General features: G+C 68.3%; 15 protein-coding genes. 3 read left to right on the top strand and 12 right to left on the bottom strand.

Annotated features, from left to right (window positions below; genetic code table 11):
- Positions 1-19: 19 nt before the first annotated feature.
- Positions 20-1,531 (top strand): acetyl-CoA hydrolase/transferase family protein, encoded by a 1,512-nt coding sequence (locus tag B2U11_RS06010; protein WP_292070591.1) that lies wholly within the window; start codon positions 20-22, stop codon positions 1,529-1,531.
- On the opposite strand, the gene B2U11_RS06005 is transcribed toward B2U11_RS06010, so the two are convergent.
- The 12 genes from B2U11_RS06005 to folK form a co-directional block, all read right to left on the bottom strand.
- Positions 1,528-2,772: a serine hydrolase domain-containing protein gene (locus B2U11_RS06005; RefSeq protein WP_292070587.1), complete on the bottom strand. Its 1,245-nt coding sequence runs from the start codon at positions 2,770-2,772 to the stop codon at positions 1,528-1,530. The two genes, B2U11_RS06010 and B2U11_RS06005, sit on opposite strands and share 4 nt — an antisense overlap.
- 7 nt (positions 2,773-2,779) lie before the next feature.
- A complete protein-coding gene (gene era / locus B2U11_RS06000) occupies positions 2,780-3,733 on the bottom strand; it encodes a GTPase Era (protein ID WP_292070585.1) in 954 nt (317 codons plus the stop codon).
- A complete protein-coding gene (gene rnc, locus B2U11_RS05995; protein ID WP_292070584.1) occupies positions 3,730-4,440 on the bottom strand; it encodes a ribonuclease III in 711 nt (236 codons plus the stop codon). Before rnc ends, era begins: the two co-directional genes overlap by 4 nt.
- Positions 4,440-5,279, bottom strand: coding sequence for a signal peptidase I (gene lepB, locus B2U11_RS05990; RefSeq protein ID WP_292070583.1), 840 nt, complete (start codon positions 5,277-5,279; stop codon positions 4,440-4,442). Before lepB ends, rnc begins: the two co-directional genes overlap by 1 nt.
- A 57-nt stretch (positions 5,280-5,336) precedes the next feature.
- Complete coding sequence (acpS, locus tag B2U11_RS05985) at positions 5,337-5,738, bottom strand: holo-ACP synthase (protein WP_292070581.1); 402 nt, start codon at positions 5,736-5,738, stop codon at positions 5,337-5,339.
- Positions 5,735-6,475 (bottom strand): pyridoxine 5'-phosphate synthase, encoded by a 741-nt coding sequence (locus tag B2U11_RS05980; RefSeq protein ID WP_292070579.1) that lies wholly within the window; start codon positions 6,473-6,475, stop codon positions 5,735-5,737. Before B2U11_RS05980 ends, acpS begins: the two co-directional genes overlap by 4 nt.
- A 1-nt stretch (position 6,476) precedes the next feature.
- Positions 6,477-7,061 (bottom strand): orotate phosphoribosyltransferase, encoded by a 585-nt coding sequence (gene pyrE, locus B2U11_RS05975; protein ID WP_292070577.1) that lies wholly within the window; start codon positions 7,059-7,061, stop codon positions 6,477-6,479.
- A gap of 48 nt (positions 7,062-7,109) precedes the next feature.
- The gene (locus B2U11_RS05970; protein WP_292070576.1) at positions 7,110-7,871 is read right to left on the bottom strand and encodes a TIGR00730 family Rossman fold protein; all 762 of its coding nucleotides are present in this window, start codon (positions 7,869-7,871) and stop codon (positions 7,110-7,112) included.
- Entirely contained in the window at positions 7,868-10,021 is a 2,154-nt protein-coding gene (locus B2U11_RS05965) for a RelA/SpoT family protein (protein ID WP_292070574.1), read from the bottom strand. The genes B2U11_RS05970 and B2U11_RS05965 overlap by 4 nt, the downstream gene beginning before the upstream one ends.
- Before the next feature lie 137 nt (positions 10,022-10,158).
- The gene (rpoZ, locus tag B2U11_RS05960) at positions 10,159-10,518 is read right to left on the bottom strand and encodes a DNA-directed RNA polymerase subunit omega (RefSeq protein ID WP_249750476.1); all 360 of its coding nucleotides are present in this window, start codon (positions 10,516-10,518) and stop codon (positions 10,159-10,161) included.
- Positions 10,519-10,602: 84 nt separating this feature from the next.
- Positions 10,603-11,064 (bottom strand): cupin domain-containing protein, encoded by a 462-nt coding sequence (locus B2U11_RS05955; RefSeq protein WP_292070571.1) that lies wholly within the window; start codon positions 11,062-11,064, stop codon positions 10,603-10,605.
- Positions 11,065-11,097: 33 nt separating this feature from the next.
- Complete coding sequence (gene folK, locus B2U11_RS05950) at positions 11,098-11,667, bottom strand: 2-amino-4-hydroxy-6-hydroxymethyldihydropteridine diphosphokinase (RefSeq protein ID WP_292070570.1); 570 nt, start codon at positions 11,665-11,667, stop codon at positions 11,098-11,100.
- Here folK and B2U11_RS05945 point away from each other — a divergent pair.
- Together B2U11_RS05945 and B2U11_RS05940 are read left to right on the top strand one after the other, a co-directional pair.
- A complete protein-coding gene (locus tag B2U11_RS05945; protein WP_292070569.1) occupies positions 11,666-12,202 on the top strand; it encodes an NYN domain-containing protein in 537 nt (178 codons plus the stop codon). The two genes, folK and B2U11_RS05945, sit on opposite strands and share 2 nt — an antisense overlap.
- Positions 12,199-12,837: a uracil-DNA glycosylase gene (locus B2U11_RS05940; RefSeq protein WP_292070568.1), complete on the top strand. Its 639-nt coding sequence runs from the start codon at positions 12,199-12,201 to the stop codon at positions 12,835-12,837. The genes B2U11_RS05945 and B2U11_RS05940 overlap by 4 nt, the downstream gene beginning before the upstream one ends.
- Positions 12,838-12,880: the final 43 nt, after the last annotated feature.

The following is a 12,880-nucleotide window of genomic DNA, read 5'->3' as shown; positions in this document are numbered from 1 at the left end:
GCGCAGCCCCGACGAGCCCATGTCGCGTATCCGCAGCCAGTCCCTGCGTTCCAAGGTCATGTCCGCCGAGGACGCGGCCGCCCTGATTCCGCCCGGCGCGACCGTGGGCATGAGCGGCTTCACCGGCTCGGGCTATCCCAAGGCGGTGCCGCCGGCGCTCGCGGTGCGCATCGAGGCGGCCCATGCGGCGGGCGATCCGTTCCGGGTGCGCGTCTGGACCGGCGCCTCGACCGGGCCTGAACTGGACGGCGCCCTGGCCAAGGCCGACGGGATCGAGTTCCGCCTGCCCTACAACTCCGATCCGATCGCGCGCGAGAAGATCAACGCGGGCCAGATGGAATATCTGGACATGCACCTGAGCCAGGTCGCGCCCGCCGCCTGGCAGGGGTTCCTGGGTCCGCTGGATACGGCCGTGGTCGAGGTCTCGGCCATCCACGAGGACGGCTCGCTGGTCCCCTCCTCCTCCATCGGCAACAACAAGACCTGGCTGGACCGGGCCCAGCGCGTGATCCTGGAGGTCAACGCCTGGCAGAACGCGGCGCTGGAGGGGATGCACGACGTCTATTACGGCACGGCCCTGCCGCCCGACCGCGTGCCGATCCCCCTGACCCGGCCCGACCAGCGGATCGGCCAGCCGACCTTCCGCATCGACCCGGCCCGGATCGCCGCCATCGTGGAGACCGACGCCCCGGACCGCAACCTGCCCTTCGCCGCCCCGGACGCGAACGCCCGCGCCATCGCCGGCCACCTGATCGAATTCCTGAAGCACGAGGTGAAGCAGGGCCGGCTGCCGGCCGCGCTGCTGCCGCTGCAATCGGGCGTGGGCAATGTAGCCAATGCGGTGCTGGCGGGCCTGCAGGACGGTCCGTTCGAACGGATGGCCGCCTATACGGAGGTGCTGCAGGACGGAATGCTGGACCTGCTGGATTCCGGCAAGCTGACCGTCGCCTCGGCCACCGCCTTCTCGCTCAGCCCCGAGGCGGCCGCCGACCTGAACAACCGCATGGACCAGTTCCGGGGCAAGCTGATCCTGCGTCCGCAGGAAATCTCCAACCACCCGGAGATCATCCGCCGCCTGGGCTGCATCGCGATGAACGGCCTGATCGAGGCCGACATCTATGGGGCGGTGAACTCCACCCACGTCATGGGATCGCGCATCCAGAACGGCATCGGCGGTTCGGGCGACTTCGCGCGCAACGCCTACATCTCCTGCTTCGTCACCCCGTCGACGGCCAAGAACGGCGCCATCTCGGCCATCGTGCCGATGGCCAGCCATGTCGACCACATCACCCAGGACGTCCAGGTCATCGTTACAGAACAGGGCCTGGCCGACCTGCGCGGCCTGTCGCCCAAGCAGCGCGCCCGGGTCATCATCGCCAACTGCGCCCATCCGGACTATCGCGACGCGCTGGAGGATTATCACCAACGCGCCCTGAAGGGCTCCTACGGCTTGCAGACCCCGCACCTGCTGACCGAGGCCCTGTCCTGGCACCAGCGCTTCATCGAGACCGGCTCGATGAAGCCGGCCTAGCGATCCAGGCCCGTCGGAAACTCCCGGCCCAGCGCCTCGGCCATCGCCTGTTCGGCGATCAGGAAGACCTGGTCGCGCAGGTGATAGTTGTTGGACAGCACGATCACCGAGACGTCCGCCTCGGGCTGATAGAGCATCAGGTTTCGGAACCCGCCCCAGCTGCCGGTGTGATAGATCTGGCGGTCCTCGAAGGATGGCGTGACCTGTTCGCCCAGTCGGTTGGAGAAGATGCCGTATCCCCAGGCGCGGTGCGGCCGCCCGCGCTCCTTGGGCGTATCGTCAGGCGCGTGATCGGTCAGCATCTGCTGATAGCTGAACGGCGTGAGCACCTCCCCCCGATGCAGGGCACGCTGCCAGACCAGCAGGTCGTCCAGGGTCGAATAGACCGCTCCCGCGCCGGCCACGATCGAGGTGTTGGCGTTCGGCTGCGCCGCCAGGCCGCCCGGGAAGTTGGCGTAGCCCATGACGACGCCGTGGTCCCCGCCGTCCAGGTCCAGCCCAGTGTCCTTCAGGCCCAGCGGGCCGAAGACGGCCTCGTTCATATAGGCCTCGAACGGCCGCCCGCTGGCCTTTTCGACGATGGCCGCGGCCAGGTTGAAGCCGGCGTTGTTGTAGCGGATCTTCGATCCCGGCTCGAACTGAAGCCGGAAAGCCTTTGAGTCCTCGGTCAGTTCGCCCAGCGTCGCCGGCGTCACTCGCCGCAAGCCCCAGCCTCCCCGCGCCATCAGGTCGGGAATGCCGGAAGTGTGCGACAACAGATGATGGATGCGGATAGGCGCCCAGGCGTCCGGGCACGGCTGAATCCACTTGCACACAGGATCGCCGATGCTCAGCCGTCCCTCGTCCTGGAGCTTCAGGATGGCGACAGCGGTGAACTGCTTGGACACCGAAGCCAGGCGGAACCGCGAGTCCAGCTTAAGCGGCTGGTCGGTCTCATAGTTCGCCTTGCCGTAAACCTGGCGGAACAGGATGCGGTCGCCCTTGGCCACCAGGACCGCGCCCATGAAGCGGTGCGCGGCTGCTTCCCGGTCCAGCCGCTCGGCCAGCTGGGGCAGATCCTCGACCACGACGACCGGCGGTCGCGGCGGCGCCTCCGGCCGCAGGGAGGCCAGGACCGCATCGCGCGGGGGACGGTTCGCAGTCGCCACCCCGGCCCAGACCGCAGCCCCCAGCCCCAGGGCGGCGAGAACGGCGATAACGGTGCGAGGGTGGCCCCCGGCTTTACGCGGCACTTCGAACACGACGCGATCAGACGTCGAAATCGAGGCCGAATTGGGCATAGAGCGCCCGTGAATCCTGCCACTTCGGATCGACCTTCACCGTCAGGAACAGGTGAACCTGGCGCCCGAGGATTTCGTTCAGCTCCTCGCGCGCCTTCTGGCCGATCCATTTCAGCGTCTGCCCGCCCTTGCCCAGGACGATGGGCCGCTGGCTCTCGCGCTCGACATAGATGGTCTGCTCGATGCGGGCCGAGCCGTCGGCGCGATCCTCGAAGCTGGTCGTCTCCACCGCCGCCGAATAAGGCAGTTCCTCGTGGACGCGCAGATAGACCTTCTCACGCGTGATCTCGGCGGCCAGAACCCGCACCGGCACATCGGCGGCCTGGTCCTCGGGATACAGCCACGGCCCCTCGGGCATCGATCGCGCCAGACGCTGCTTCAGGTCGTCCACGCCGTCGCCGTTCGCGGCGGAGATCATGTAGACCTCCTCATAGACGCCGCTCTCGAACAGCTTCTGCGACAACGCCAGCAGGGTGTCGCGGCGCATCCCGTCGATCTTGTTCAGCGCCAGCACCACCTTGGTCCCGGTCGCCTGCAGATTGGCGATGATGGTCTCGGTGTCCTCGGCCGAGCGGCGGTCCGCAGCCGTGCCGTCGCGCCCTTCGGCGTTGATGTGCGACTGGGCGTCGATCAGGTGCACGACGATGTCCGCGTCCTCGGCCCCGCCCCAGGCTGAGGCGACCATGGCACGATCCAGTCGGCGACGCGGCGTGAAGATGCCGGGCGTGTCGACCAGAATGATTTGGGCGTCGCCTTCCATGGCGATGCCGCGCACGGGAAAGCGGGTGGTCTGAACCTTCTGGGTGACGATGGAGACCTTCGAGCCCGTCAGCCGGTTCACCAGGGTGGACTTGCCGGCGTTGGGCGCGCCGATGATGGCGGCGAAGCCGGCGCGCTGTGCGGGGTTGGGGGTCTCGGTCAAATCACGCCTTCACGTTTCAGCATGGCCGTCGCGGCGGCCTTCTCCGCCTCCTGACGCGAACGGCCCTGTGCGGTCAAGGGTTCGACGCCCTGCACCGTCACTTCGACGGTGAAGGTCGGGGCGTGATCGGAGCCTGTGCGCTCGGCCACGCGATAGGACGGCAGGGGCCGCCCCTTCCCTTGCGCCCACTCCTGCAGGGCCGACTTCGGATTGGTCAGGCTGCGGGGCGGCGGGGCGGCCAGATCGGCGGCCCAGCCGCGTTCATAGACTGCGCGCGCCGCTTCCAGCCCGCCGTCCAGATAGACCGCCGCCAGGATCGCCTCGACGGCGTCGGCGATGACGCCGGCCTTGCGTCGCCCGCCCGTCTTGGTCTCGCCCGCCGAAAGCCGCAGCGCCGCGCCGACGCCCCAGGCCTCGCCCACCTTGGCGCAGGCCGCCTTGTCGACCAGGGCGTGCAGCGTCGAGGACAGCTGACCTTCGTCCGCCGCCGGGAAGTCGCGGAACAGCCGTTCGGCCGTCAGCAGGCCAAGGATGCGGTCGCCCAGGAACTCCAGCCGCTCGTTGTCTCGCGCGCCATGCGCCCCAGGAGGGGCGCCCTCGCTGACGCTGGCGTGGGTCAGGGCGCGTTCCAGCAGGCCCTTGTCCTGAAAGACGTGGCCCAGCCGCGTCTCCAGCGCGGCCACGGCCTCGGCGCGGGCGTTCGCCATCAGTGCAGGACGGTGAAGAAGCGGTCCAGCCGCACCCGGAACCAGCTGACCGGATTCCACAGCGACGAGCCCGGCTCCCACGAGAACAGGATCATCTGCGCCTTGCCGACCAGGTTCTCGGCCGGGACCATGCCCACGCCGTTCAGCGGATCGACCCGGCTGTCGATGGAGTTGTCGCGATTGTCGCCCATCATGAAGTAGTGGCCGGCCGGCACCTGATAGACCGGCGTATCGTCCAGATCGCCGCCAGGACCGAAGTCCTGGGTCATGAAGGTCTTGCCATTGGGCAGGGTCTCGCGGACTTCGGTGATCGGGCGCGGGCCGAAGATGTCCTGCATCTCGCCCTGGCTGACCACCACGTCCTTCACTGGCTGACCGTTGATGTAGAGCTTGTTGGCGATCATCTGCACCCGGTCGCCCGGCAGGCCGATCACGCGCTTGATGAAGTCGGTCTTGTTGTCGCGCGGCAGCTTGAACACCACGATGTCGCCGCGCGCAGGGGCGCCGGCCGGGATGCGGCCGTCGAAAAGCGGCGGGCTGAACGGGATCGAGTGCTTGGAATAGCCGTACGACCACTTCGACACCACGATGTAGTCGCCCTCGTAGAGATTGGGCTCCATCGAGGCCGAGGGGATGGTGAAGGGCTGGAACAGGAAGATGCGCAGCACCATCGCGATCAGCAGGGCGAAGACCACGGTCTTGATGACCTCGACGGTCTCGCTTCCAGCCGACTTGGCCTTGCCGTGAGGCGCGGCGCCCGAGGCGTAGATCGGGCCGTCGCCGGCGGTGTCGGAGGTTTCGGCCACAGCGTCGGCCCGCGGCTTTTCGGCTTCGCTCATGCGATCAGGCATCCTTTGCCGCAGGGTCGCGGTCGTCAGCGGACGGGTATAGCGCGATTACGCCACCGGCAAGGCTTCGATCACGACAAAAGCCAGCGCATACGGATGTTCATCGCTCAGCGTCAGGTGGATCTTCGCCTCATGGCCGGGCGGGGTCAGTCGCGCCAGATGGTCCGCCGCGTGGCCGGTCAGGGCCATCGTCGGCTGGCCCGAGCGTAGGTTCACCACCCCCATGTCGCGCCAATAGACGTCGGCCCTCATCCCGGTGCCCAACGCCTTGGCGCAAGCTTCCTTGGCGGCGAAACGCTTGGCGTAGCTCCAGGCCGGATCGGGCTTTCGGTCCGAGCGCGTGCGCTCCAGATCGGTGAAGCAGCGCTGCTTGAACCGCTCGCCGAACCGGTCCAGCGACGCCTGGATTCGGCGGATGTCCGACAGATCGGCCCCGACCCCGACGATCATGCCGCGTCCATCGCCGCGCGCATCCGGCGGATGGCGGCGTCCAGGCCGATGAAGATCGATTCGCCGATCAGGAAATGGCCGATGTTCAGTTCGCGGATTTCCGGGATGGCCAGCATCCGCGGCGCGGTGTCGTAGTCCAGGCCGTGGCCGGCGTGGACCTCCAGCCCCAGGATGTCGGCCTGGGCGGCGGCCGCGGCCAGACGCTCGAACTCCACCTCTCGCTCGCCCGGTTCGGTCAGGTGGCAATAGCGGCCGGTGTGGAACTCCACCACCTGCGCGCCCACGGCGGCGGCGGCCTCGACCTGATCTTCGGCCGGTTCGATGAACAGCGACACCCGCACCCCGGCGTCGGCCAGCGCCTTCACCACCGGGGCGATGCGGGCTTCGTGCCCCGCGACGGCCAGTCCACCCTCCGTCGTCACCTCCTCGCGCCGTTCGGGCACCAGGCAGGCGGCGTGCGGACGGTGCCGCAGGGCGATGGCCAGCATCTCCTCGGTCACCGCCATTTCCAGGTTCAGCGGCTTGTCGGCGCGGGCGCAAAGGGCGCTCAGCACGTCGATGTCGGCGTCGGTGATGTGGCGTCGATCCTCGCGCAGGTGGGCGGTGATTCCGTCCGCCCCCGCCGCCAGCGCCGCCTCGGCCGCGCGCGCGGGATCGGGGTGCTTGCCGCCGCGCGCGTTCCGCACGGTGGCCACGTGGTCGATGTTGACCCCCAGCCTGACCCGATCGCGCCTCATCCTATTTCGCCAACCGACGGCTGCCCGGGTCCTCGACCGGCAGGGCCGCCAGTTCCGGCGGCAGGGCGTCGGCCGGATAGGCGGGGACTTCCATCGAGGCCAAGGCGATCAGGGGCACGCCCACATCCGCCTTGCCGCCCGAACGATCGACGATGCAGGCGGCCGCGACCACCGTTCCGCCGGCCGCCTGGATGGCCGCGATGCATTCGCGCGACGACAGGCCCGTGGTCACGATGTCCTCGACCATCACCACCTTTTCGCCCGGCTCGACCGAGAAGCCGCGCCGCAGCTTGAACGCGCCGCCCTCGCGCTCGACGTACATGGACCGGACCTTCAGGTGTTTGGCGGTCTCGTAACCGGGAATGATGCCTTTCACGGCCGGCGATATGGCGACGTCGACCGCCCCCACCTCGGCCGCGATCTTCTCGGCCAGCGCCTTGCACAGCCGCTCGCACCGCGCGCCGTCCATGAAGACCAGGTTCTTCTGCAGGAAGACCGGGCTGTGCAGCCCGGACGAAAGGACGAAGTGGCCTTCGCGCAGGGCGCCGGCGTCGCGGAATTCGTTGAGGACGTCTTGGGTGTTCATGCGCCGTCTCTAGACCCGGAATGCGCGCGGATGAAGCCTCCAGCGTCGCTATTCGATATCCTGGTGCGGTCTCAGCCCGCGACGCTCCAGTTCGGCCCACACGCCCTCGGCGTCTTCGGCGAAGCCGATCAGGTCCAGATCCCTGTCGGCGATCATGCCGTGCCGGGCCAGAGCCTCGAAATTGATGACCTCGGTCCAATAGGCCTTGTCGACCAGCACGACGGGGATCGGCGGCGCCTTGCCCGTCTGGCGCAGCGTCAGAAGCTCGAACAGTTCGTCGAAGGTGCCGAACCCGCCCGGGAACACCACCAGGGCGTTGGCTCGCATGGCCAGATGCATCTTCCGCATCGCGAAATAGTGGAAGCGGAAGGTCAGCTCCGGCGTCGAATAGGCGTTCGGCTCCTGCTCGTGCGGCAGGGTGATGTTGAAGCCGACAGACGGCGCGCCCGCGTCCACGGCGCCGCGATTGGCCGCCTCCATGATCCCGGGGCCGCCTCCAGTGGCGATCACGTTGTCGCGCGGCTCGCCGACCGACCCGCGCAGGGCGCCGCCCCGCTCCGAGGCCAGCCGCCCGAAGGCGCGCGCCTGCTCGTACCAAGGCTGGTCCTCACGAACACGCGCGCTGCCGAACACCACGATGGTGGAGCGTACGCCCCAGGCCCGCAGCGCCTCCTCGGCCTTGGCGTACTCCATCAGGAAGCGCACGCCACGCATGGAATCGCCCAGCAGGAAATCCTGGTCCATCGCCGCCATGCGATAGGACGGCGACGCCATCTGCGCCGCATTGGCCTTGCGCCGGTCGTCCGTCATCCGCGCGCACGTTCCACGTTGTCGACGGAGGGGTTGGCCCGCAGGGCGGCCATGATCATGGTCGCGTGCTTGGCGTCCTCGACCTCCACGTCCACGTCCACGTCGAAGAAGTCCTGCTGCCGGTGCGCCATCGACAGGTTGATGATGTTGCCGCCCGCCTCGCCGATCAGCGTCGTCACCTGCCCCAGAACGCCGGGCGCGTTGCGGATGGTGGCGCGCAGGCGCGCGGCGGCGACGGCGCGCTGTTCGGCCTCGGGCGTCCATTGCAGGTCGTGCCAGACCGAATCGTCGTCGGCGTAGTCGGCCAGGGTCTGACAGTCGATGGTGTGCACGGTCAGGCCGACCTCGGGCTCCAGTATGCCGACGATCCGGTCGCCCGGAACCGGGGTGCAGCACTGCCCGAAGTTGACGCTGACGCCCGGCGTCAGCCCGCCGCCGCGCACGAAAAGGCGCGCCTTGTCGTTCTGGATGCGCTGCTTCTCCGGCCCGGCCTTCAAGCGGCCCTTCAACGACGGGAACAGGGTCTCCGCCACGCTGGTCGGCGACACCCGGCCGCGACCCAGCGCCTCGAACAGGTCGTCGTCGGACGCGACCACGAAGGTTTCCAGCACCGGCTTCAGCGACACGTCGGCCAGCGCCTTCTCCACCCGCGTCAGCGTGTGCTCCAGCGCGGTCCGGCCCAGTTTGACGAATTCTTCCCGCTCGGTCGTGCGGATGTGGCGGCGGATGGCGGACCGGGCGCGGCCGGTCACGGTCAGGCTGCGCCAGTCGGCCGGCACCTCGCGCTTGGCGCCGGTGATGACCTCGACCACGTCGCCGTTCTGCAGCGGCGTCCGCATCGGCTTCAGTTCGCCGTTGATCTTGACGCCCACGGCCGTGTCGCCGACCTCGGTGTGGACGGCGTAGGCGAAGTCCAGCGGCATCCCACCCCGCGGCAGGGTGACCAGCCGCCCCTTGGGCGTGAAGACGAAAACCTGGTCCAGGTACATCTCCAGCTTGGCGTGCTCGACCCAGTCCTCGCCGCCCTCGCCGTGCTCGATCACCTGCACCAGATGGCGCAGGTTCTGCAGCGGGTCACGCCCCCCGCCCCGCTCCATCGCCTCATGGTCGAAGCCGTAGGACTGGTTCTTGTAGCGCCAGTGCGCCGCCACCCCGTCCTCGGCGACGCGATCCATGTCCTCGGTGCGGATCTGCATCTCGATGCGCAGGCCGCGCGGCCCCACCACCGTCGTGTGCAGCGAGCGATAGTTGTTCGACTTGGGCGTCGAGATGAAGTCCTTGAACCGCTCGGGCACCATCGGCCAGGCGCGGTGGATCACGCCGAGCGCGCGGTAGCAGTCGTCCTCGGCGTCCACGATGACGCGAAAGCCGTAGATGTCGGACAGGGACGAAAAGCCGACCGACTTCCTCTGCAGTTTGCGCCAGATCGAATAGGGCGTCTTCTGCCGGCCAAACACACGCGCGCCCATCCCGGCCTCGGCCAAAACGCGCTCGATCTCGTGCGACACGCCCTCGATGGCCTGGCCGTGTTCCAGCTTCAACGCCTCCAGCCGCCGCTCGATGGCGGTCTTGGCGGTCGGATTCAGATGGGTGAAGGCCAGCTCCTCCAGCTCCGACGCGATGGAGTGGATGCCGATCGACCGGCCCAGCGGCGCATAGACCTCCAGGGTCTCGCGGCTGATGCGCTCGCGCTTCTCCGGCTTCACGTACTGGAGGGTGCGCATGTTGTGCAGGCGGTCGGCCAGCTTGACCAGCAGCACCCGCACGTCGCGGCTGATGGCCAGGATGAACTTGCGCAGGTTCTCCGCCTGGCGCGTGTGCTCGGCCTGAAGCTCCAGGCGCGACAGCTTGGTCACGCCCTCGACCAGGACCGCGACCTCTTCGCCGAACATGCCGGCGATGTCGTCGCGCGTCGCCGAAGTGTCCTCGACCACGTCGTGCAGCAGGGCGGTGACGATGGTGGCCGTGTCCAGCCGATAGTCGGTCAGTATGCCGGCGACCTGGATCGGGTGGGCGAAATAGGGATCGCCCGAGGCCCGCAACTGCGAGCCGTGCATCTTCATCGCATAGACATAGGCGCGGTTCAGCAGCGCTTCGTCGGCGGTGGGGTCATAGGCCTTGACCGCCTCGATCAGCTCGAACTGGCGCATGATCGGCGCACGCTTCGGCGCCGGTGCCTCTTTCGGGGATGCCGGAACGGGCTCGTTTCGGTTTGCAGCTTGGGGCGCCGGCGGGGCCGTCTCGGTCCGCGCCGGCAGGATAGTGACGCCAGGGGCTCCCTCGGGCGTCAGTACCGCTCCTCCTGACCGCCGTCGCGGTCGCTTTGCAGGGCGCGGATCAGCTCCGCCTCAGCCATGTTCATGTGCTGCGGTTCGGCCAGCAGGGCGACGGTCTCGGCCTCGTCCTCGGCCTCGGTGCGCTCGTCGACGCGTTGCAGCGTCGTGATGATGTTCTCGCGCAACTCGTCCGGCTTGACCGTGTCCTCGGCGACTTCGCGCAGGGCCACGACCGGGTTTTTGTCGTTGTCGCGGTCGAGCGTCAGGGCGGCGCCGTTGGCGATGTTGCGGGCGCGGTGACCGGCCAGCAGCACAAGGCCAAAGCGGTTCGGAACCTTCTCGATGCAGTCTTCGACGGTGACGCGGGCCATGAAATTCCTCGAACGCGGGGGAGAACCGCGTCAAATACAGATGGGGACGGCTTTTTGCAACGCCACAGGGGCGGAAGTTGGGCGTCAGTCGCGGCGTTCGGCCAGCGGATAGGCGATGATCAGCACCAGATCCTCCCCGCCCACCTGGGTGATGCCGACGTTATTGCCGTCGTAGAGGTAGGCGGTGTCGCCGGCCTTCATCCGTGTCGTGACCCCGTCGGAGGTCACCTCCCCCTCCCCGCTGACCACATGATAGACCTCGTCATGGGCGATGACGTGCAGGCCGATGGACGCGCCGGGATGCATCACCCGCTTCCTGAACTCCATGCCCCGGTTCGGCGCGACGTCGGAGATTCGGTAGGCGGTGCTCATGCCGGTCCCGTTGTGCGGCGGAACTTGCCGGACGCGCACGTCCGCCTCATGGACCACGATGCCGACGCCGGCGGGAGGGGAAGCCGGCGCCGGATGTCTTTCCTGAACCGCGGCGGTGGCGATCAGGCCTGAAAGCAAGAGGCTGAGCATGGCGTGTCTCTCGGTGTCATCCATGGCAGAAGTTCACGCCCAGAGCCCGGGCGCAAGTCAGCCAAGCGGGTGGGCGTCGCGGCCGACCGTCGCAGCATCCCGCAGCGTGCCCGCGTCGCTCTGGACGGTCGGATGCCGCCAGTCCGCCGCGATCTCCGCGATCGGCCCCATGACAAACCGGCGCTCGGCGGCGCGCGGATGCGGCAGGATCAGGCCGTCCAGATCGCCGCTCAGCCGCCCGTAGGCGATCAGGTCCAGGTCCAGCGTACGCGGCGCATTGCGGGTGGAGCGCTGGCGGCCGAAGGCGTCCTCGATCCGGCCCAGGGCGGCCATCAGCGCATGGGGATCGTGTTCGGTCCTGACCATCACGACGCCGTTCAGGAAGGGCGGGTCGTCCGCGTCGGGCCACGCCAGCGACGACCACCACGACGACCGCGCCACCACATCGACACCCTCGCACCGGAACCGGGCCAGCGCCGCCTCCAACGCCTCACGGCACGAGGCCCATGCCCCCTTGTCATTGCAGCCCAGGGCCACGATGACTGCACCGTCCAGATCAAGGCCCTCGTCGATTCTGACGTCGGGCCGGACGTCCTTTTCTTCATCGCTTTCGACGGCTTCGACCATGTTTCATCCCGACGACCGGCTGGCGGTCTTCATCGACGGCTCCAATCTCTATTCAGCCGCCCGCGCCCTGCAGCACGACCTCGACTTCCGGCGGATGCTGGACTGGTTCCGCAACCGGTCCCGCCTGATCCGGGCCTATTATTACACGGCGGTGGTCGAGGGCGAAGAGTTCTCGCCAGTGAAGCCGCTGGTGGACTGGCTGGACTACAACGGCTTTTCGGTCGTGACCAAGCCGGTCAAGCGTTTCACCGACGGCCAGGGCCACAGCCGCATCAAGGGCAACATGGACATCGAGATCGCGGTCGACATGCTGGAGCTGGCGCCGAAACTGGATCACGTCGTCCTGTTCTCGGGCGACGGCGACTTTCGGCGGCTGGTGCAGGCGGTCCAGGCCAGGGGCGTGCGCGTCACCGTCGTCTCCACCCAGAAGACCCAGCCGCCGCACATCGCCGACGAACTGCGCCGCCAGGCGGACGCCTTCCTGGACCTGAACGACCTGATGGCCGACTTCGGCCGCCCGAAGGCCGCGCAATGAGCCTGACGCCCGAACCGCCGCGCGACTGCCCCCTGTGCCCGCGCCTGGTCGCCTATCGACAGGAGAACGCGCGCCAGAACCCCGATTGGTGGAACGGCCCGGCCCCGTCGTTCGGCGATCCGAACGCGCGCCTGCTGGTGGCGGGCCTGGCCCCCGGCCGCACCGGCGCGAACCGCACAGGCCGGCCCTTCACCGGCGACCATGCCGGCTGGCTGCTATACGACACGCTGAAGAAGGCGGGCTTCGCAACAGGAACCTACGACCCCGACGGCGACGACGACCTGGCCCTGACCGACTGCATGATCACCAATGCGGTGCGCTGCGCCCCGCCCGGCAACAAGCCCCTGCCGATCGAGGAGACGACCTGCCGCCCTTTCCTGATCGACCGGTTGAAGCTGCTGCCGAACCTGAAGGTGATCGTCACCCTGGGCGATGTCTCCCGCCGCAATATCCTGAAGGCGTTCGGACGGCCCGGCACGGCCATGCCCGCCGGCCACGGCGCCGAGGGGCAGGCCGGCGGCTACGTCATCCTGAACAGCTATCACTGCTCGCGCCTGAACACGAACACCGGCCGCCTGACGCCCCAGATGTTCGAGGCGATCTTCGCGCGCGCCCGGACGCTGATCGAGGCCTGAGCCCCGTCGCACCTCAGCCCTTGTCGCGCATCAGCCGGGCCTT

The sequence above is a fragment of the Brevundimonas sp. UBA7534 genome (assembly GCF_002479325.1).
GTDB lineage: Bacteria > Pseudomonadota > Alphaproteobacteria > Caulobacterales > Caulobacteraceae > Brevundimonas.
This window is presented reverse-complemented; position numbering and strand designations above follow the sequence as displayed.

Coding starts and splice junctions, on each gene's coding strand:
- rnc (WP_292070584.1), bottom strand. CDS start 4,440: ATGGCGAACGCCCGCGCCGAGGCCGTGGCCGCGCTGGAGACGCGGCTG.
- pyrE (WP_292070577.1), bottom strand. CDS start 7,061: ATGAACACCCAAGACGTCCTCAACGAATTCCGCGACGCCGGCGCCCTG.
- rpoZ (WP_249750476.1), bottom strand. CDS start 10,518: ATGGCCCGCGTCACCGTCGAAGACTGCATCGAGAAGGTTCCGAACCGC.
- B2U11_RS05955 (WP_292070571.1), bottom strand. CDS start 11,064: ATGGATGACACCGAGAGACACGCCATGCTCAGCCTCTTGCTTTCAGGC.
- B2U11_RS05980 (WP_292070579.1), bottom strand. CDS start 6,475: ATGAGGCGCGATCGGGTCAGGCTGGGGGTCAACATCGACCACGTGGCC.
- B2U11_RS05970 (WP_292070576.1), bottom strand. CDS start 7,871: ATGACGGACGACCGGCGCAAGGCCAATGCGGCGCAGATGGCGTCGCCG.
- B2U11_RS05945 (WP_292070569.1), top strand. CDS start 11,666: ATGTTTCATCCCGACGACCGGCTGGCGGTCTTCATCGACGGCTCCAAT.
- B2U11_RS05965 (WP_292070574.1), bottom strand. CDS start 10,021: ATGCGCCAGTTCGAGCTGATCGAGGCGGTCAAGGCCTATGACCCCACC.
- acpS (WP_292070581.1), bottom strand. CDS start 5,738: ATGATCGTCGGGGTCGGGGCCGATCTGTCGGACATCCGCCGAATCCAG.
- folK (WP_292070570.1), bottom strand. CDS start 11,667: ATGGTCGAAGCCGTCGAAAGCGATGAAGAAAAGGACGTCCGGCCCGAC.
- B2U11_RS05940 (WP_292070568.1), top strand. CDS start 12,199: ATGAGCCTGACGCCCGAACCGCCGCGCGACTGCCCCCTGTGCCCGCGC.
- lepB (WP_292070583.1), bottom strand. CDS start 5,279: ATGAGCGAAGCCGAAAAGCCGCGGGCCGACGCTGTGGCCGAAACCTCC.
- B2U11_RS06010 (WP_292070591.1), top strand. CDS start 20: ATGTCGCGTATCCGCAGCCAGTCCCTGCGTTCCAAGGTCATGTCCGCC.